The sequence below is a fragment of the Streptomyces sp. B6B3 genome (assembly GCF_039871525.1).
Taxonomy (GTDB): domain Bacteria; phylum Actinomycetota; class Actinomycetes; order Streptomycetales; family Streptomycetaceae; genus Streptomyces.
Genome location: NZ_JBDPLU010000004.1, coordinates 200,723 through 219,612, shown reverse-complemented (window position 1 = coordinate 219,612; position 18,890 = coordinate 200,723). Strand labels below are relative to the sequence as shown.

Sequence of the window (18,890 nt, the reverse complement as noted above, 5' to 3'; positions counted from 1 at the left end):
TGTTCCCGAGTTCTTCCCTTCAGCGGCCTGTTCGGGGGAGGATTTTGCTCATGGACGCGCTGGATCGACAGATACTTGCCGAGCTGCAACAGGACGGCCGGCTCACGGTGACGGAGTTGGCCGCGCGGGTGCGGCTGAGCGTCTCGCCGTGCCATCGGCGGCTGCGGGAGCTGGAGCGGTCGGGGGCGATCCGCGGCTACCGCGCGGTCGTGGACCCGGCCCGGGTCGGGCTGAACTTCGAGTCCCTGGTGATGGCCACGCTGCGGCAGGGCGACCGCGACACGGTCGCCGACTTCGAGCGCGGCGTGTCCGCGATTCCCCAGGTGCTCCAGGCCCAACGGCTCTTCGGCCAGCCCGACTACCTGCTGCGCGTGGTGACCGCCGACCTGGCCGCGTTCCAGCGGCTCTACGACGACCATCTGGCGACGCTGCCCGGCGTCCAGCGGCTGACCTCCACACTGGTGATGAAGCACGTCGTGAGTGACCGCCCGCTTCCGGCGTGACCGGTCGCGCTGCCGGGTGTCCGGCGGTTGACCTTGAACGCTCGCTGGTGACGAGGCGCGTCGTCGGCGGCCGTCCGCTCCTGACGGGACTGTCAACCTCGGGTTGACGATCGGGGACTGTCAACCTAGGGTTGCCTCATGTCGAACTCCTCGCGCAGCACCCACCCGATCCGTCTCGACGACCTGATCGACGCCATCACGAAGGTTCACCCCGACCCGCTCGACCAACTCACCGACGCCGTCATCGCCGCCGACCACCTCGGCGAGGTGGCGGACCATCTCATCGGGCACTTCGTGGATCAGGCGCGGCGTTCCGGCGCCTCCTGGACGGAGATCGGCAAGAGCATGGGCGTGACCCGGCAGGCCGCCCAGAAGCGGTTCGTGCCGAAGAACCCGGGTGAGGGGACGGACCTCGACCCCAGCCAGGGCTTCAACCGGTTCACCCCGCGCGCCAAGAACGTCGTCATGGCGGCCCACAACGAGGCCCACGCCGCCAACCACGCCCACACCGGCACCGGGCATCTGGTGCTCGGCCTGCTCAGCGAGCCCACCGCGATCGCCGCCCAGGCGATCCTCGCGCAGAGCGTGACGCTGGAGGCCGTGCGCGAGGCGGTGATCGCCACCCTGCCGCCGGCCGCCGAGGGCGACGTCCCGGAGCTGATCCCGTACGACGCCGACGCGAAGAAGGCGCTGGAGCTCACCTTCCGGGAGGCCCTGCGCCTCGGCCACAACTACATCGGCACCGAGCACCTCCTGCTCGCGCTCCTGGAACACGAGGGCGGCACGGGCCCGCTGTCCGACCTCGGCGTCGACAAGGCCGCGGCCGAGGCGAGCATCGAGCAGCAGATCGGCACGATCGTCGCCGACAAGGAGAAGTGACGCCCACCCGCTCGCCCGCCGTGGCCCGCCCCGCCGTGGCCCTTCCCACGGGGTTCGGTCCTGCCGGGTTCAGCCCTGGCGCAGGTGGCGGAGCGGCCCGGAGATGAGCCCGACGACGCCCGTGCCGCAGACGGCGACCGCGCAGACCGCCGTGGCGAGCGTCGCGGACCTGGTGTCCGCGAGAACGCCGAGGGCGTTGTTGGATATCACCAGGGACGTGCTCTGCACGAGCGTCACCAGGGCCTGGACCCGGGAGAGATGCGTCTCCGGGATGTTCGTCAGCAGCAACGGGGGCGATGTGGCAGGCGAACATCCCGGACCCCACGCCCACCACGGTCCCCGCCGCCACCGCCACGCCGGCGACGGGCGCCGCGGCCAGCGCGGCGATGCCGAGGGCCGCGGCGCACAGTCCGCCCGCCGCCCCCACGCCCACCCGGCGCAGGGCGCCGCGCCGCGTGACCACCAGCGACACCGCCACCATCCCCAGGCTCTGGCCGCCGGCCACCAGCCCCGCCACCCCCGCGCCCCAGCCGTGCTCCCTGGCCAGCAGCGGGTTGAGCAGCGAGACCACCGGCAGCAGCGACCCCGCGGCGCCGGCCGTCAGCAACAACGCGGGCCGCAGCACCGGGTCCCGCATCGCCAGCCGCACCCCGTCGACCGCCTCGCCGAGCAGGCTTCCCTCGCGGGGCGACCGCTCGGCCTCGAACGCCGGCCGGAGACGGACGAGCACCACCAGGACCACCGCGAAGGTCGCCGCGTCGGCGACGGCCGCGCCGGACAGCCCGCCGGCCGCGACGAGCAAGCCGCCGAGCGGCGCGCCGAGCAGGAGCGCGACCTGCGCGCTGGCCTGCTGGAGGGCCAGTGCGCGCGGAAGGAGCTCCCGGCCCACCAACCGCCGCGGCATCGATCCCGTCGCGGGCAGATAGAACGCGTCGACGGTGCCCATGGCCGCGGCGGTGACCAGGAGCAGCCACGGCGGCGTCCCCCATCGCAGGCTCACGACCGCCAGGAGCAGCGCCACCGTGATCATGACGGAGTCGCCGACGACCATCACCCGCCGGGCGCCGAACCGGTCGCCGACCGCGCCGCCGAGCAGCAGCAGTGCCATCCGCGGGAACGTGACGGCCGTCAACACCAGGGCGGCCATGGCGCCGCCGTGCGCGCTGGCCGCCCAGCCCAGCGCGAAGTACATGACGGCGTCGCCGAGCAACGAGGCCCGGGTGCCGGCGAGCCAGAGGAGGTATGTCCGGGGCAGCGCCGGCCGGGACGAGGCCGGGCTACCCGTGTCGAGTCGTGAGGTCACGGACAGTGACCCTAGGTGGCGCCACTGACATCGCGGCTCGTCCGCGGCTGTTCACCTGGAGCGCGCGTCGCGGGTTCGGGAGCACCGCGGAGCCGCGCGGCGGCCAGGACGGCGAGCGCCGCCGTCGCCAGCCCCGCACTCACCCACGGCGCGCCCTGGGCGCTGCCCGTCGCCCCGGTCACCGCGCCGGCGAGCAACGGCCCCAGGAACGCCCCCGCGTTCAACGCCACGGTGGCGAACGCCCCGTTCAGCGCCGGCGCGTCGGACGCGACGTGCATCACCCGACCGACGAGGGCGGAGCCGACGCCGAACGACAGGCCGCCCAGCACCACCGACACCAGGAACAGCGCGACGGCGTGCGGGCTGGCCACGCCCAGCATCAGCCACCCGGCGGGCAGTGCGCACAGGGCCAGGACGAGGCCCCGCCGCAGCCGCCCGTCGCCGCGCCCCGCCGCGTTGACCCCGAGGAACGCGCCCACGCCGAACGCGGCGAGCAGCCCGGGAACCGCCCCGTCGGGCAGCCGGGTGACCTCGGTGGCGATGACGGCGAGGTAGGCGAACGTCGCGAACGTCGCCCCGTTGACCAACGCCGCGAGCACCAGCGCCAGCCGCACGGCGCGCGACCGCAACGCCCGTGCCTCCCGCCGGAGTTCGACGTTCGGCCGACGCGCCGCGCCGGCGGGCGCCGACCGGAACACCAGTGCCAGCGCCGGCAGGCACAGGACGGCGACCGCGAGGAAGGCGGAGCGCCAGCCGGCCCGGTCCCCGAGCAGCGCGCCCGCGGGCACGCCGACGACGCACGCCAGCGTCACCCCGGACAGCAGGACCGCGGTGGCCCGCGCCCGCCGCTCCGGGGCGACGAGGCTGGTGGCCACGGACATGGCGACCGCGAGGAAGCCGGCGTTGCTGATCGCGGCGGCGATCCGGGTGCCGAACAGCAGCGGATAGTACGTCGTCACCGCGCCGACGAGGTGCACGACGACGAACGCCGCCAGGAAGCCGGCCAGCGCCCGCCGGCGCGGCCACCGCGCGCCGAGCGCGGCCATCACGGGCGCGCCGACGATCATTCCGACGGCGTAGGCGGAGGTCAGGCTCGCGGCCGCGCCCTCGGAGACGGACAGGTCGTGAGCGATGCCCGGCACGAGGCCGGCCAGCATGAACTCGGAGGTTCCCTGGGCGAAGACGGCGAGCCCGAGAACGTAGACGAAGAGAGGCAAGGAATCGACTCCGGCGTTGAGCGCGAACAGGAAGATCCGCGCGCCGGACCTCGACGGACGTCGAGACCGCACCAGACACGCGGAGCACGCGTCCGGTCACCGGAAGGGGGAACGATCAGAGAGCCGAGCAGTGTCGGTCAGTCAACGACCCGCCGCCGGACGACCGGCGGCTCCGCTCTGTCTGATTCGGGGCTCGTCACGGGGCCAACGTAACCCGGCCCCGCCCGGCCGCTCAACCGGATTGTCGGGGGTCAGTAGACGATCGAGACGATCTGGCAGGCGGCCTCGGCCAGGGCGGGATCGCCCGCGACGTCGGCACGGGACAGGGCGACGGACGGGGTGACGCCGCGGGTGCAGAGGCGCCAGGCGGTCTCCGCGTCCAGCGTGACCGTGGCGGCGGCCTCGCCCGGCGGCTCGGCCAGGGACCAGCGGCCCGCGGGCGTCGCCGTCGCGGTCCAGGCGCCGCCCGCCGGGCCGGTCACCACGACGCGGACCCGGGTGCCGGCCGGCGCCGCGACGGAGCGGAGCGTGTGCGGCAGGGCGCGCAGGAACGTGTCCAGGACCAGCGACAGCGCGCCCGGGTCGGGGTCGGTGGGCTGGCCGACCGCGTGCCGGATCTGCTGCCGATGGGTCCAGTACTCGGTGAACTCGCGGGCGGTGTCCAGCCACATCGGCGACGGGTCGATCCCGGCCCAGGACACGCCCAACGACGCCTCCGCCGGGTCCGCCTCGACGAAGAAGCGCGCGACCTGGCCGCCGGTCAGCTCCAGCGTGTCCGTGAGCGCGGCCGGGCTCAGCCGGGTGTGGGCGTCCACCCACTCCTGGTTGACGCGGTGGATGAACGCCTCCAGCGACTCGCCCGGGCCCGGACCCGGCCCGGTGCGATGGCCGTCCCGGCGGGCCAACCGGCCGTACTGATCACCCAGCACGTGGACGGCCAGGTCGCGGACGGTCCACCCCGGCACCGCCTCGCGCGTCCAGTCCGCCGGCGCGAGCGCGCGCAGCGTCCCGACGAGCGCCGCGTGCTCCGGCGCGAACAGCGGGCGTGCGTTGAGGGGCGCGCCGAGCCATCCGTGCTCGGGCACGCCGACGGCGTTCGGCGTCATGCGCCTCAGCCTGCCAGCCGCGCCGCCCGCCCGGCCACCGGAAATCGCCGCGTGCCGTCGCGACGTTCGGGCAGCCGAACCGTTCTGCTGACACGGACCCGGCCGCGCTGTTACGTTCGGCGCGGGCTGGGAGGCGGAGTGTGTCCCCACACCACGTCCCCAGGAGTCTGCATGTCCGTGCGTAGGCGCACGTTACTCACCATCACCGCCGCGACCGGCGTCGGCGCTGCCGCGCTGGGCGCCGAGCGGATGCTGGACCGGTCCCCGACGGGGACGCCGACCCGGGTCCAGGGCGCCGCGGACGGCCGGGCGCCGCGGGCGCCGGACGAGCCGTTCGCCGTCGGCGTGCGGGAGTTCTCCTGGCTGCGGGAGGGCCGCCCGCTCCTCACCCGGATCTGGTACCCGGCGATCGGCACCCCGGGAAGCGACCCCGTGACGGAGGCCCTGATCGCCGACGGCCGCTTCCCCGTCGTGGCGTTCAGCCACGGCATGCGCACCACGCCGGAGAGCTACCTCTCCCTCATCCTCCCGCTCGCCGCCGCCGGATTCGTCGTCACCGCCCCGGACTTCCCCGACAACACCGCCGACGCCGTCACCGACGGCACCCGGCCGAAGGACCTCTCCGAGGTCGTCTCCCTGACCCTCGCCCTGAACGCCGCCCCCGGCGACCCGTTCAACGGCCATCTGGACGACCGCAACGGCATCGGCGCCGCCGGCCATTCGCTGGGCGGCATGACCACCCACGCCCTGCTGACCGACTGGCGGGACGAACGGATCGCCGCCGCCGCGCTGCTCGCCGCGTTCGAGGTGGGCGATCCGGCCGGCGCGCCGGTCAACGTCCTGTTCGTGCACGGCGCCGCGGACCCGACCGCCGACTACGCGGTCGCCCGGCGGATGTACGAGGAGACGGCCTGGCCCAAGGCGTTCCTCACCCACCTCGACCAGGGCCACGACGAGTACGTCTACGAGGACGGCGCGACGTACCCGCAGACCCGGGACGCCCTCGTCGACTGGATGCGCTGGAGCCTCTACGCCGACCCGACGGCCCGCGACCGCCTCCGCGCCGACGCGACGTCCGACGGCACCGCGTGGGAGTCCGCGCTCGACTAGCTCGACTAGGGGGCGCCCGCCGCGGCGACCGGCGCCGCCGTGTCGCGCGCGGGGCGGAGCAGCACCTCGCTGCCGAGCGGCGTGAAACCGGCGGCCAGGAAGGCGCGCAGCGAGCGGGCGTTGCCGGGGGAGACGGCGGCGAAAACCGGCTCGCCCGCCGGCACCAGGTCCAACGCGTCGCGCAGCAGCGCCCGGCCGGCGCCCCGGCCGGCCGTGCGCTCGGAACCTTCGAGCTCGATGCTCAGCTCGCGCCGCCCGGCCAGACCGTCGGCCGCCAGCGTGACCACCCCGCGCTCGTCGCCGTAGACGCGGACGCCGCGCCGGACGTCGCGCGCGTGCCGCACCCGCGGAAAGTCCTCGGCGTCGTGGCGTTCCGGCAGCGCAGGCGTCGCCGGTGCCGATGCCGTCGCCGGTGCCGACGGCGGAGCGCTCGCGCGGCCGGTGCCGCGCGCGACCAGCGTCACGTCGATGACGTCGATCCAGCCGCCCGGGCCCGCGAGATGGCTCAGCAGGCCGGGCGTCAGGGATCCCCCGAAGCCGTTCGCGCCCAGCCCGAGGACGGTCTCCTCGGACAACGCCGTGGCCACGACGGCGTGTCCGGTGAACGCGACCGAGCACTCCAGCCCGCGGCGCAGCGGCGGCAGCACCGTCACGCCGCCGTCCACGGGCGGATAGTGACCGTCGGCGGCGGCGAGGAGGAGGGTGAGCAGGGGATGTGAGGTCGGCACCACCCCGCCACCCTAACCAGGACGGCGAGCCGGGGCGTACGGCCCCCGGCCGGCCCGGCCGGCCCCGCCGGACGAGGAGCCCGGGGGCGCCTCGCGGCCCGGAACTCGGTAACGTCGCGGGGCCGCCCGCCACCCACGCCGTACGAGGAGACCGCCGTGTCCAAGCCGTTCCCGCCCGTCAAGCCGTACGCACACGGGCTGCTCGACGTCGGCGACGGCGGCGCCGACGTCAACCGGATCTACTGGGAGACCAGCGGCAACCCCGACGGCAAGCCGGCGTTGTGCGTGCACGGCGGCCCCGGCAGCGGCGGGCGCCGCGGCGCCCGCACGGTCTTCGACCCCGCCACGTACCGCATCATCCTGTTCGACCAGCGCGGCTGCGGCGAGAGCCGGCCGCACGCCGGGGACCCGGCGGTCAGCCTGGAGCACAACACCACCCAGCACCTCGTCGCCGACATGGAACGGCTGCGCGAACACCTCGGCGTGGAACGGTGGCTGCTGTACGGCGGCTCCTGGGGCTCGACGCTGATCCTCGCCTACGCCGAGCGGTACCCCGAGCGGGTCTCCGAGATCGTCATCACCGGCGTCACCATGACCCGCCCGGAGGAGATCGACTGGCTCTACGGGGGCGTCGGCCGGTTCCTGCCCGGCGCCTGGGAGGCGTTCCGCGACGCGCTGCCGCCCGGGGACCGGGGCGGCGACCTGGTGGCCGCCTACGCCCGGCTGGTCAACGACCCGGATCCGGCGGTGCGTTCGCGGGCCGCGCGGGACTGGTGCACCTGGGAGGACGCCGTCATCGCGCACGAGGCACTCGGCCACCCGGGCGCGTACAGCGACCGGCCGAGCGACGCGCTGATGGCCTTCGTCCGGATCTGCACGCACTACTTCGCCCACCGGGCCTGGCTGGAGGACGGCCAACTGCTGCGCGACGCAGACCGGTTGGCGGGCATCCCCGGTGTGCTGTTCCACGGCGCGCTCGACCTCGGCAGCCCACTGGTGACCGGATGGGAGCTGGCCAGGGCGTGGCCGGACGCCGAACTGCGGGTCATCCGCGACGCGGGCCACATCGGCAGCCCCGCCATGCTGAAGGCCATCCTGCAGACGCTCGACCGCTTCGGCACCAGGCGCTGAGGCCGCCACGGAGGCCCTGCGGAGACGCCGCACCCGCGAGACGCGGCGCCTCCAACTCCGAGCATTCCAGCCTCAGCACTCCAACCTCAGTCCAGCAGGCCCTCGACGAGGTCCGCCGCCCGGGCCGTGCCGCCCTCGGCGCGCGCCTCGTCCCGCAGCGCCGCGCAGCGCGCCGCCACCTCCGCGCTGCCTGTCAGTTCGACCACCGCGTCCCGCAGCGCGTCGGCGGTGGCGTCGGTGGCGTCGGTGGCGACCCGCGCGGGCCCGACCACGCGCGGACCTTCGAGGATGAGCAGTTGGGCACCGGGCCGAAGGTTGGGGCGCGCCAACTCGGGGGCGAGGAAGCCGACCAGACAGTGCCGGCGATGGTCGTCCAGTTCCTCGGTTTTCCGCAGCAGGATGCTCAGGTGACGATCGCGTTCGTGGGACCGGCAGGGGCCCTCAAAGCGCTCAGCCACACCGCCGGTGAGAACCGGGATGTGGCTGAGATGTCGCCGAGCTATGGGTGATGTAGGGCTGGTTCGATGGTGGGTCGGTGCCGGACGTGGTGCGTGGGGTCACCGGCTCTGGCGGGGGAGGTGGGAGAGGCGGTGCGCGATCGGGGGGATGATCACCGCGGCGGCCACGACGTGGGAGAGGGACAGCACGATCTGGGTGGAGACCGCGGTGTGCGGGGCGACGATCGGGCCGGCGAAGGACGCCACGGTCAGGATCGTGGTGGTGATGACCCAGGTGCGGGCGGGACGCTTGGCCCACCGGCCCAGGGCTATCGCGAGGACGATGCCGGCGATGGCCCAGAAGACGACGCCTCCGGCGAAGCCGCCGACGGGGATCGCCGCGGCCTCGGTCTCGCCGGGACTGGCGGCCTCCATCGGCACGCCCGCGGCTCGGGTGACGAGCGCGAAGGCCTCGGTGACGACGGCGCCGACGAGCACGGCCGCGATCGAGACGAGCCACACGGGGCGGGTGGCGACGAACCGGGCGACGCCGGAGGAGGAGGGAGCGGCGGCGGTGGTGGTGGCGGCGGTCAGGGTCTGGGGAGTGGTGGCGCTCATGGTGGTGTCTCCTGTGTGTCGAGCGGGAGTTGGTGTGTGTCTGTCTGAGGGGTAGACCGGGACCACCACCGGAACTCATCGCTCGCCGGGAGAATCTTTTCGGGAAGCCGGATCGCCACCGCGCAGCCGCCGCTCGGACCGACGCCGACCAGCCAGGACGCGTCGAGGTCGGGCTCCGAACGCCGCGGGCGGCGCGGATCGGCGCGTTGCTCTCCGGATGAGGCCCGGCACGGGAACCGGGCCTCACCGGCAACGGCACCGGCACCGGCAACGGGCCCGTGCCGGTGCGCGTCGGGATCAGGTGGCGAAGATCAGCCAGAGGTCCCAGCCGTCGCCCTTCGCCTCGCACTCGTAGTCGTCGGCGCCGCCCGGGTTGTGCGGGTACAGGTACTCCTCGCCCACGGCGACGCACTCCTCGAGGGTCGCGTAGTGATCGTGGAACTGCCAGTAGTCGAGCGCGCCCACGGGCCCGCCGTCGGGGCGCTCGGCCGCGGGCGCCGCGGTCGGCGACGCCACCGCCGTCGCGCCGCCGCCGAGTGCCAGACCGGCCACCGTGACACCGGCAACAACGAGCGCACGCACACGAGTTCGCATCATTGACCTCCTTGAGGCAGCAGCAGCCTCCTCATTGAAGGCGAGGCACATCCGCCCGGCAAGGGCCGGGCCGGCCGCCCGGCACGTGGTGAGCGGCACGTTGCGGGAACCGGACCGCGGCAACCTGGACGCGAGGGACCAACTAACGCCCGGTCAGACGCGCTTGGGCGTTACGGGGGCGCCGGGCCGGGGTACCCGGTGGGTCCGATGATGCCGGCGGAGGGAGCCGGGCGCGGCGCAGTGAGGACGGTGACGGTGACCATGTCCAGGTCCATCTCGTTTCCCTGGGGACGGACACGGAAGACCGCACCCGCGCCGCCCGTGGCGGCCGTGGCCCCCGCGTCGGAGGGCGAGCCGGCCGGGCCTCCCGAGCCGCCGCTGCTGCAACGCGACTCCTGGCGGGCGCTGGTGCTGCGCGGTGTGGTCCTCTTCGCCGCGCTGGTGTGCATGGTGGGCTTCGCGGTGGCGCTGGCCCGGGTCACCCTGGTGCCGTCGCCCGGTTCGGTCGACCTGACCCACACCAACCTCCGCCCCGGCGCCTCGATCCGCACCTACTTCGACCAGCCCGACTGGTTCGACACGGTGCGGCAGATCGGCGGCAACGTGCTGCTGGGCGTGCCGTTCGGCATCCTGCTGCCGATGCTCTTCCCGCGGATCAGGGGGACCGTGCGGGTGACGGCGTTCACCGCGCTGGTGATGGTGATCGTGGAGGTCTTCCAGGGCCTGATCGTCGAGGGGCGGGCGTTCGACATCGACGACGTGCTCCTCAACATGACCGGCGCGCTGCTCGGCTACCTCCTCGTCGGCCGCCGGCTCGGGCGGGCGCTGTACCCGCGACGCCACCACTGGTGGCACCGCTTCACCGGCGCCCCGGACCACGTCGAGGGCCCCGACGGCCGCCCCGGCTGGCTCCGCCGCGTCCGCACCCACCGCGTCCCCTGACCGTCCACCGAGCGCGGGGGAGCAGCCTGCTCAGAGGACCTCGTCGTTGCGGTGGCGGGCCAGGGCGTGGCCGAAGCGGGTGGAGACGGCGGGCATGATGCTCTCGCCCGCGGGCGGGCGCGTCAGGCCGAACACGTAGCCGGGGAAGTCGAGGTCCTTCTGGACGGCCCAGATCTCCTCGTGCCGTTCGGGCGGCAGGATCCGCACCGGATCGCCGACCGCGACCCAGCCGATCGGGACCAGCGCGTCGGGCGGTAGCACCGTCCGCAGGTGCACGATGCCGTTGATGCGGACCTCGGCCCGGGCGCCGACCCGGGCGCCGTTGAAGACGCGGCTGCCGGTCGCCAGGAACGCCTCGTCCTCGACCGTGCACCCCGTGAGGTACGAGCCGGGGCCGACCAGCACCTGGTTCCCGATCCGGAGCGGGTCCCGGCGGGTGCCGCGCAGCACCGCGTTCTCCATCACGATGCATCCCTCGCCCAGTTCCACCGGGCCGCCCTCCGCGGTGAGCACCGCGCCGAACAGCACCCGGCACCCGGCGGCCACGCGCACGTCCCCGCACAGCGTGGCCGTGGGCGCGACGTAGGCGGACGGGTCGACGGTCGGCGAGACGCCCTCGTGATCGATCAGCATGCACGGGATCATCGGGCGCGCACCGGCCCGGCGCAAGCCTCGGGAGCCGTTGACACGACGGGTTCGTGCATCTATCTTCCCGTCAGAATTTCGAAGTCCCACCGAAAATTTCGAACAGCGCTCCACTGCTCTGTCAGGGACCGCACTCTCTCGCCGCCTCGGTTCCTCCGCGCCACGTCACCGCCCCGACTCCGGCTGAGCCGCCGTCCGGAAGGGGAGTTCGCGCGGAGTCGTGGTGTGTCCGTCCCGCGCTCCACCGCACCAACGCGCCATGGTTCCGGGACCCGCTCGGGCGCTCGTCCGCGTCCGCGACCTCCCCTGCCCATGGCGTCCGTCATGCCCAGCAACGCACGTCCGCGAGACGTGCGCACGAGAGAGGTCCAACGCCGTGTTCAGCCAGTCGAACAGAACGAAACTTTCGAGGAGACCCGGCCGCGCCCCGCACCGGCGCGTGCTGTCCGTCCTCGCCGCCCTCCTCCTCGCCGTCGCCGGCCTGGCGTCGGGACAGGCCCCCGCCCTCGCCGAGCCGCCGTCGCCGTTGGCGGTGCCGTCGGCCGGCGGGACGTACCAGCTGGTGGCCGGCCACAGCGGCCGGTGCGTGGACGTGACCGCGGGGTCGCAGGACAACGGCGCGATGCTGCAGCAGTGGGGGTGCACGTCGGCGTCGTGGCAGCAGTTCCGGTGGGCGTCCGCGGGCTCGGGCCGGTACCGGCTGGAGGGCGTCAGCAGCGGCCGGTGCGTCGACGTCACCGGGCATTCGACGTCCAGCGGCACCCAGTTGCAGCAGTGGGGGTGTGGCGACGGCACCAAGGCCAACCAGCAGTGGACGCTGACGGCCAGCGGTGACGGCACGTACCAGATCGTCAGCGTGAGCAGCGGCCTGTGCATGTCGGTGCAGGGGTCCTCGACGTCCAACGGCGCCGCCATCGTTCAGGAGACCTGCGCCGCGACTCCCCGCCAACAGTGGCTGTTCCAGCAGGTCGGCGGCGGAGGTGACTGGTCGAACAGCCCGGACGGCTTCGCGTCCACCGGCGGCGGCACCACCGGCGGCGCGGCCGGCTCCACCGTCACCGTCACCAACTTCGGCGATCTGGAGCGGTACGCCACGTCCAGCACGCCGTACGTCATCCGGGTGGCCGCGGCGATCACCGTCACCCCGTACGGCGAGGAGATCGAGGTCGCGTCGAACAAGACCATCATCGGCGTCGGCACCTCGGGCCACATCGTCAACGGCGGGTTCTTCCTGGGCGAGGACACCAGCAACGTCATCATCCGCAACCTCACCATCCGGGACACCCGGATGTCCGACGACGACCCGGGCGACGACGCGTACGACTACGACGGCATCCAGATGGACAACGCCGACCACGTCTGGATCGACCACAACCGCATCCAGCGGATGAACGACGGCCTGATCGACAGCCGCGAGGACACCAGCTACCTCACCGTGTCCTGGAACGTCCTCATGGAGGGCAACAAGTCCTTCGGCATCGGCTGGACGAGCAACGTCACCGCGCGGATGACCATTCACCACAACTGGATCCACGACACCAACTCGCGCAACCCGAGCATCGACAACGTCGCCCTGGCCCACCTCTACAACAACTACCTGCAGGACGTCAGCGGCTACGGCAACTACTCCCGGGGCTCGTCGAAGACGGTCATCGAGAACAGCTACTTCGAGAACGTCCACGACCCCTACTACCGCGACGACGGCGCGCAACTCGTCCAGCGCGGCTCGATCCTGGTCGACTGCGACGGCCAGCAGGAGACCGGCGGCAGCGGGTTCAACCCGTCCGACTACTACTCCTACACGCTGGACCCGGCGAGCGAGGTCCCGAACCTGCTCCGCACCTACGCCGGCCCGCAGAGCGACATCGGCGTCTGACCGGCAGCCCACCTCGGGTCCCCCGGGTCACCTCGGGTCACCCGTTCCCTCCGGCTCCCCGGCCACCGGGCCGGGGAGCCGGAACTGGCTGGCCTGGAGGGCGTACATCGCGGCGAACTGGCCGTCGGGGCGGGCCAGCAGCTCCCGGGGCGGGCCCGATTCGACGAGCCGGCCGTCGCGGAGCACGTGGACCAGGTCGGCGTGCCGGACCGACGCCATCCGGTGGGTGATCAGCACGACCGTCTGCCCGGCGTCGGCCAGCGCCCGGATCTGGTCGAACACCCGCTGCTCCGCGTGCGCGTCCAGGGCCGCCGTCGGCTCGTCCACGATGAGTATGTCCGCCGAACGGTAGTGCGCGCGGGTGATGCCCAGGCGCTGCCACTGGCCGCCGGAGAGCTGGTGGCCGCCCTGGAAGGTGCGGGACAGGAGCGTGTGCCAGCCGCGGGGGAGGGCGGTGACGACGTCGTCGGCGCCGGTGCTGGCCGCGGCGTGCCGCAGGCGTTCGTCGTCGACCGGGGTGTTGGCGCGGGAGATGGTGGCGTTGACCCGGGCGGTCATGGGCCAGCGGAAATGATCCTGGTGGACGATGGAGAAGCGGGAGAACACCTCGGCCCGGTCCACGGTCGCGGCGTCCTCCCCGTCCCAGAGGATGCGGCCGCGCTGCGGCAGGTACAGGCCGCACAGCAGCTTGACCAACGTGGTCTTTCCCGAGCCGTTCTCCCCGACCAGGGCGATGACGCCGCCGGTGGTGGGGATCGTCAGGCTGACGTCGTCCAGCGCCGGCGCCCCGGTGGAGCCCGGGTACGCGAACGTCACGCGCTCCAGGCTGATCCGCCGGACCGCGTCCGGGAGCGGGCGCCCGCCGACGGGGATCCGCCGGTGTTCGGACTCGGCGAGCAGCCGTTTGAGGTCGCCGACGTGCAGCGAGTCCTCGTGCACCCGGTTGATGGTGCGGACCAGGCCGTCGAGGTTGGCGGCGCCGGTGCGGATGGCCAGCACGGCCGTCCCGGCGGCGGCCAGGGCCATCGCGCCGGTCCACAGCAGCCCGGCCAGCAGCAGGTAGGTCGCCCCGGCCGCGGCGCCGGTGCAGCAGCCGGCCAGCAGCTCGGTGCGGGCGGCCAGCCGGGCCAGGCGGGCCTGTTCGGTCTCCTGGCTGACCGACATGCCGCGGAAGTGCCGGAGGATGAACGGCCCCACGTCGTGCACCCGGATCTCGGGCGCCGCGTCGGTGTTCGTCATCAGGTCGGCGAGCATGCTCGCGCCCCGCGAGTGCTGGATCCAGCGGTGGAAGCTGCGGTAACGGCGGCGGGCGACGGTCAACGTGGCCCAGGCGCGGGGCAGCACCATCACCACCAGCATGGGCAGCAGCACCGGGTGCAGCACGGTCAGCACGGAGGCCGTGGCCAGCAGGGAGAGCAGGGACGAGATCACGGTGACGCAGCCGCCTACCAGGTACCGGGCCGAGGAGGCGCCCCACTGCGCCGAGCTCAGCAGCCGGTGGAACTCCTCGTCCTCCATGGCCGCCATCTCGACCTGGCAGGCGCGCTCCAGATACCGCTCGCGGGCCACCCGTTCGACCTTCGGCTCCAACGGTCCGCTGGCCAGGGTGGACGCCGCCTGGCACAGCGCGCCGACGGCCGCGGCGCAGGCCAGGAAGATCGCCACCGGCAGCGCCTGGCGCAGCCGGTCCGCCATGGCCCCGTCGGCGAGCAGCGTGGTCAGCAGGGCGTTGACGCCCAGCAGGCCGGCGGCCTCGGCGACGCCCCGGCCGACCTCGGCCGCCGCCACGGTCCGGGTGGCCCGGCGGTCGGCGTGCCAGGCCAGGGTGACGGCCATGCCCACCAGGGCCGGCAGCGAGCGGATCATGGCCGGCAGGCCGAGCTGGTAGCGCTCCTCCTCGTACCGCGCCCAGGAGGTGTCGTACACCAGCCGCCCGCCGAACAACTCCCGCTCGGACGCGGAGACGGTGGGCTCGTCCGCCGAGCCGGGGGAACCCTTCTCGGACCCCGCGCCGCCGCCCGCGGCGTCTCCCGCGCCGGACCTGCCGTTCGCTCCGGTATCTCGCCGTGCCCGGCCGCCACGCATCGCGCCTCCCCATCCCGAGTCCTCAGGCGGTCTGCCCAACGAGAGGAGGCCCGACGCCGTCACGCGCCGGGACGCCGGAGGCCGGGGGCGGGCCGCGTCGGGCCCGCTCCCCGGCCTCCGGTCAGCCGGCCGTGGTCAGCCCAGGCTGGCGAGCGCGTCGTTGAAGCGCTTGGACGGGCGCATGACGGCCGACGCCCTGGCCGGGTCGGGCCGGAAGTAGCCGCCGATGTCGGCCGCGGAGCCCTGGACCGCGAGCAGTTCCTCGACGATGGCCTGCTCCTGCTCGCCCAGCGTCTCGGCGAGTCGGCCGAACGCCTCGGCGAGCGCCGGGTCGTCGGTCTGCGCGGCCAGCTCCCTGGCCCAGTACAGCGCCAGGTAGAAGTGGCTGCCGCGGTTGTCGATGCCGCCGAGCCGCCGGGTGGGCGACTTGTTCTCGTTGAGGAAGGTCGCCGTCGCCCGGTCCAGCGTCTCGCCGAGCACCTTGGCGCCCTGGTTGCCGGTGACCTGCGCGAAGTGCTCGAAGCTGACCGCCAGCGCCAGGAACTCGCCGAGGCTGTCCCAGCGCAGGTAGTTCTCCCTGACCAGCTGCTGCACGTGCTTGGGCGCGGAGCCGCCGGCGCCGGTCTCGAACAGCCCGCCGCCGTTCATCAGCGGGACGACGGAGAGCATCTTGGCGCTGGTGCCGAGCTCCAGGATCGGGAAGAGGTCGGTCAGGTAGTCGCGCAGCACGTTGCCGGTGACGGAGATGGTGTTCTCGCCCCGGCGGATCCGCTCCAGGGAGAACGCGATCGCGTCGACCGGCGCCATGATCTCGATCCGCAGGCCCTCGGTGTCGTGCTCCGGCAGGTAGGCGCGGACCTTGGCGATGAGCTCGGCGTCGTGCGCGCGGGTCTCGTCCAGCCAGAACACGGCCGGGTCACCGGTGGCCCGGGCCCGGGTGACGGCCAGCTTCACCCAGTCCCGGACGGGCTCGTCCTTGGTCTGGCACATCCGGAAGATGTCCCCGGCGCCCACCGCCTGCTCCAGCACCGCGGTGCCGGACTCGTCCACCACCCGCACGGTGCCGGTGCCGGGCACCTCGAAGGTCTTGTCGTGGCTGCCGTACTCCTCGGCCTTCTGCGCCATCAGGCCGACGTTCGGCACGGAGCCCATGGTGGCGGGGTCGAAGGCGCCGTTCGCCCGGCAGTCGTCGATGACCACCTGGTAGATGCCGGCGTAGCTGCTGTCGGGGAGCACCGCGAGGGTGTCGGCCTCCTGGCCGTCCGGGCCCCACATGTGTCCCGAGGTGCGGATCATGGCCGGCATGGAGGCGTCCACGATGACGTCGCTGGGCACGTGCAGGTTGGTGATGCCGCGGTCCGAGTCCACCATGGCCATGGCGGGGCCCTCGGCCAGCTCGGCCTCGAAGGAGGCCGCGATCTCCGCGCCGCCGTCCAGCGCCTCCAGGCCCTTGAGGAGGCCGCCGAGGCCGTCGTTCGGGGACAGGCCGGCCGCCGCCAGGGTCTCGCCGTGCGCGGCGAACGTCTTCGGGAAGAACGCGCGTACCGCGTGACCGAAGATGATCGGGTCGGAGACCTTCATCATCGTGGCCTTCAGGTGCAGCGAGAACAGCACGCCCTCGGCCTTGGCACGGCCCACCTGCGCGGTCAGGAACTCGCGCAGCGCCGCCACCCGCATCACGGACGCGTCCACAACCTCGCCCGCCAGCACCGGCACCGACTCGCGCAGCACGGTGGTGCTGCCGTCGTCGCCCACCAGCTCGATGCGCAGCGAGCCGTCCGCGGCGACGACCGCGGACTTCTCCGTCGAGCGGAAGTCGTCGACGCCCATGGTCGCGACGTTCGTCCGCGACTCGGAGGTCCAGGCCCCCATCCGGTGCGGGTGGGCCTTGGCGTAGCTCTTCACCGAGGCGGGCGCGCGGCGGTCGGAGTTGCCCTCGCGCAGCACCGGGTTCACCGCGCTGCCCTTGACCCGGTCGTAACGGGCGCGGACCTCGCGCTCCTCGTCGGTCTTCGGCTCGTCCGGGTACTCCGGGACCGCGTAGCCCTGCTCCCGCAGCTCCGCGACGGCCGCCTTGAGCTGCGGAATGGAGGCGGAGATGTTCGGCAGCTTGATGATGTTGGCGCTCGGGGTCCTGGCCAGCTCGCCGAGCTCGGCGAGCGCGTCGTCGATCCGCTGGTCCGCCGCAAGGTGCTCGGGGAAGCTGGCGATGATCCGGCCGGCGAGGGAGATGTCGCGGGTCTCCACGGGCACGCCGGCCGTCGCCGCGTACGCCCGGATCACGGGCAGGAACGAGTACGTGGCCAGGGCCGGGGCCTCGTCCGTGTGGGTGTAGATGATGGTCGAGTCAGTCACCGGTAACCCCGCTTCTGGGTCGCTTCTGGTCGCTACGAAGTCGTCTCGATATCAAGATATCTCGTGCGCGCTCGGCTCGGACACCAACCCCCGGCGGGTCTGGGACGGCCCGCCGCCTCCGTCGCGCATGGTGGTGCCATGGACCGCACCGACCGGGGCGCCCACGAGTACGTGGCGCTGACCGGGACCGCCCCCGAGGACGCGCTGTCGTGGGTGCGCCGGCGCTCTCCCCGGCTCTACGACGCCATCGTCGCGGGAGCCTACGGCGACAACGCGGCCAACGCCGACCTCGGCCGCGCCGAACGCGCGCTGGCGACCGTCGCGATGCTGGCCGCGCAGGGCGGCGCCGAACAGCAGCTGGCCACCCACGCCCGGGCCGCCCTGCGCGGCGGCTACGCGCCGACCGAGCTGCTCGCGGTGGCCGAACACGTCGCCAGCTACGCCGGCATCCCGCGGGCGCTCGACGCGCTCACCGTGCTGGACGACGTGCTGGTCCGGGAGGGCGCCGACCGTCCCGCGGTGCCGCACCGGGCGCGGCTGACCGACCACGAGACGCTGGTCGCCCAGCGCGGCACGGCGGGCCCGCCGGTGCTGCTGCTGCACGCGCTCGGCCTGGACTGGCGGATGTGGGAGCCGGTGATGCCGCGGCTGGCCGCCGGGCGGCGGGTGTTCGCCTACGACCTGCGGGGCCACGGCCGGGCGGCCGGCGCGCCCGCGCCTTTCACCCTCGCGGACGCCGCGGCCGACCTCGTCGGCGTGCTCGACGCGCTCGGCCTGGCCCGGGCCCACGTCGTCGGCCTGTCCTACGGCGGCGCGGTCGCCCAGACCGCCGCGGTGGCCTACCCGGAACGCGTCGCCTCGCTGGCCCTGCTGGCCACCACCGACCGGCCGCTGGAGTCGTTCGAGGACCGGGCGGCCGCCGCCGAGCGGGACGGCATGTCGGCGCAGGTGGCGCCCACGCTGACCCGCTGGTTCACCGCCGAGGCCCTGGCGGAGGGCGGCTGGGGCGTGCGGTACGCCCGGGAGCGGATCCGGTGCGCCGTCCCGGCCGACTGGGCCGCCGCCTGGCGCGCCTTCAAGGGCCTCGACGTCCACGGCCGCCTCGCCGACGTGGGCGTCCCGACCCTGGTGCTGGCCGGCGAACTGGACGCCTCGACCGGCCCGCAGCTGATGCGCCCCATCGCCGACCGCATCCCGGGCGCCCACTACGAGGAACTCCCCGGCACCCCGCACATGCAGACCCTGGAACGCCCGGACCTGGTGGCCGCCGCCCTCGACACCTTCCTCCCGGCCGAGCCGGGGCGGGCCGCGGCGTAGCGACAACGGGGCGAGGGGCCGGGAGGTCCCGCTACCGTCACGGG

General features: G+C 73.8%; 18 protein-coding genes and 1 pseudogene. 9 read left to right on the top strand and 10 right to left on the bottom strand.

Annotated elements, in window-relative coordinates:
• Positions 1-50 precede the first annotated feature (50 nt).
• Together ABGB06_RS11155 and ABGB06_RS11150 are read left to right on the top strand one after the other, a co-directional pair.
• On the top strand, positions 51-503 hold the full coding sequence (locus ABGB06_RS11155) for an Lrp/AsnC family transcriptional regulator (RefSeq protein ID WP_347587908.1): 453 nt from the start codon (positions 51-53) through the stop codon (positions 501-503).
• 138 nt (positions 504-641) lie between these two features.
• A complete protein-coding gene (locus ABGB06_RS11150; RefSeq protein ID WP_347587906.1) occupies positions 642-1,382 on the top strand; it encodes a Clp protease N-terminal domain-containing protein in 741 nt (246 codons plus the stop codon).
• A 69-nt stretch (positions 1,383-1,451) separates the two neighbouring features.
• Here ABGB06_RS11150 and ABGB06_RS11145 read toward each other — a convergent pair whose 3' ends face one another.
• On the bottom strand, positions 1,452-1,670 hold the full coding sequence (locus ABGB06_RS11145) for a hypothetical protein (RefSeq protein ID WP_347587904.1): 219 nt from the start codon (positions 1,668-1,670) through the stop codon (positions 1,452-1,454).
• Positions 1,671-1,678: 8 nt separating this feature from the next.
• Here ABGB06_RS11145 and ABGB06_RS11140 point away from each other — a divergent pair, with 8 nt between their 5' ends.
• Positions 1,679-2,308: a hypothetical protein gene (locus tag ABGB06_RS11140; protein WP_347587902.1), complete on the top strand. Its 630-nt coding sequence runs from the start codon at positions 1,679-1,681 to the stop codon at positions 2,306-2,308.
• A gap of 30 nt (positions 2,309-2,338) precedes the next feature.
• Positions 2,339-2,713: a hypothetical protein gene (locus ABGB06_RS11135; protein WP_347587900.1), complete on the top strand. Its 375-nt coding sequence runs from the start codon at positions 2,339-2,341 to the stop codon at positions 2,711-2,713.
• On the opposite strand, the gene ABGB06_RS11130 is transcribed toward ABGB06_RS11135, so the two are convergent.
• Together ABGB06_RS11130 and ABGB06_RS11125 are read right to left on the bottom strand one after the other, a co-directional pair.
• A complete protein-coding gene (locus tag ABGB06_RS11130) occupies positions 2,697-3,902 on the bottom strand; it encodes a Cmx/CmrA family chloramphenicol efflux MFS transporter (RefSeq protein ID WP_347587898.1) in 1,206 nt (401 codons plus the stop codon). The genes ABGB06_RS11135 and ABGB06_RS11130 overlap by 17 nt on opposite strands.
• Positions 3,903-4,153: 251 nt before the next feature.
• A complete protein-coding gene (locus ABGB06_RS11125) occupies positions 4,154-5,008 on the bottom strand; it encodes a maleylpyruvate isomerase family mycothiol-dependent enzyme (protein WP_347587896.1) in 855 nt (284 codons plus the stop codon).
• 171 nt (positions 5,009-5,179) lie between these two features.
• Between ABGB06_RS11125 and ABGB06_RS11120 the strand changes: the two genes are divergently transcribed.
• A complete protein-coding gene (locus ABGB06_RS11120; protein WP_347587894.1) occupies positions 5,180-6,118 on the top strand; it encodes an alpha/beta hydrolase in 939 nt (312 codons plus the stop codon).
• 5 nt (positions 6,119-6,123) lie between these two features.
• Here ABGB06_RS11120 and ABGB06_RS11115 read toward each other — a convergent pair whose 3' ends face one another.
• Positions 6,124-6,849 (bottom strand): hypothetical protein, encoded by a 726-nt coding sequence (locus ABGB06_RS11115; protein WP_347587892.1) that lies wholly within the window; start codon positions 6,847-6,849, stop codon positions 6,124-6,126.
• A 153-nt stretch (positions 6,850-7,002) separates the two neighbouring features.
• Between ABGB06_RS11115 and pip the strand changes: the two genes are divergently transcribed.
• Positions 7,003-7,977 (top strand): prolyl aminopeptidase, encoded by a 975-nt coding sequence (gene pip / locus ABGB06_RS11110; protein ID WP_347587890.1) that lies wholly within the window; start codon positions 7,003-7,005, stop codon positions 7,975-7,977.
• Positions 7,978-8,063: 86 nt separating this feature from the next.
• Here pip and ABGB06_RS11105 read toward each other — a convergent pair.
• From ABGB06_RS11105 to ABGB06_RS11095, 3 genes and pseudogenes are all read right to left on the bottom strand, one after another.
• Positions 8,064-8,213 (bottom strand): annotated as a pseudogene (locus ABGB06_RS11105) (glycosyl transferase); the annotation flags it as partial.
• Between the two features lie 321 nt (positions 8,214-8,534).
• The gene (locus tag ABGB06_RS11100; protein WP_347587888.1) at positions 8,535-9,032 is read right to left on the bottom strand and encodes a DUF6069 family protein; all 498 of its coding nucleotides are present in this window, start codon (positions 9,030-9,032) and stop codon (positions 8,535-8,537) included.
• Between the two features lie 297 nt (positions 9,033-9,329).
• Positions 9,330-9,626 carry a hypothetical protein gene (locus ABGB06_RS11095; protein ID WP_347587886.1) on the bottom strand — a complete coding sequence of 99 codons (297 nt, stop codon included), beginning with the start codon at positions 9,624-9,626 and terminating at the stop codon, positions 9,330-9,332.
• A gap of 261 nt (positions 9,627-9,887) precedes the next feature.
• Here ABGB06_RS11095 and ABGB06_RS11090 point away from each other — a divergent pair, with 261 nt between their 5' ends.
• The gene (locus ABGB06_RS11090; RefSeq protein WP_347587884.1) at positions 9,888-10,568 is read left to right on the top strand and encodes a VanZ family protein; all 681 of its coding nucleotides are present in this window, start codon (positions 9,888-9,890) and stop codon (positions 10,566-10,568) included.
• Between the two features lie 30 nt (positions 10,569-10,598).
• Here ABGB06_RS11090 and ABGB06_RS11085 read toward each other — a convergent pair whose 3' ends face one another.
• The gene (locus tag ABGB06_RS11085) at positions 10,599-11,201 is read right to left on the bottom strand and encodes a gamma carbonic anhydrase family protein (RefSeq protein WP_347587882.1); all 603 of its coding nucleotides are present in this window, start codon (positions 11,199-11,201) and stop codon (positions 10,599-10,601) included.
• Between the two features lie 451 nt (positions 11,202-11,652).
• On the opposite strand from ABGB06_RS11085, the gene ABGB06_RS11080 reads away from it, so the two are divergent.
• Positions 11,653-13,089, top strand: a complete 1,437-nt coding sequence (locus tag ABGB06_RS11080) for an RICIN domain-containing protein (RefSeq protein ID WP_347587880.1) — start codon at positions 11,653-11,655, stop codon at positions 13,087-13,089.
• Positions 13,090-13,116: 27 nt separating this feature from the next.
• Here ABGB06_RS11080 and ABGB06_RS11075 read toward each other — a convergent pair whose 3' ends face one another.
• Positions 13,117-15,174, bottom strand: coding sequence for an ABC transporter ATP-binding protein (locus ABGB06_RS11075; RefSeq protein ID WP_347587878.1), 2,058 nt, complete (start codon positions 15,172-15,174; stop codon positions 13,117-13,119).
• Positions 15,175-15,309: 135 nt separating this feature from the next.
• A complete protein-coding gene (locus ABGB06_RS11070; protein WP_347587877.1) occupies positions 15,310-17,529 on the bottom strand; it encodes an NADP-dependent isocitrate dehydrogenase in 2,220 nt (739 codons plus the stop codon).
• 138 nt (positions 17,530-17,667) lie between these two features.
• Here ABGB06_RS11070 and ABGB06_RS11065 point away from each other — a divergent pair, with 138 nt between their 5' ends.
• Entirely contained in the window at positions 17,668-18,846 is a 1,179-nt protein-coding gene (locus ABGB06_RS11065) for an alpha/beta fold hydrolase (protein ID WP_347587875.1), read from the top strand.
• Positions 18,847-18,890 lie beyond the last annotated feature (44 nt).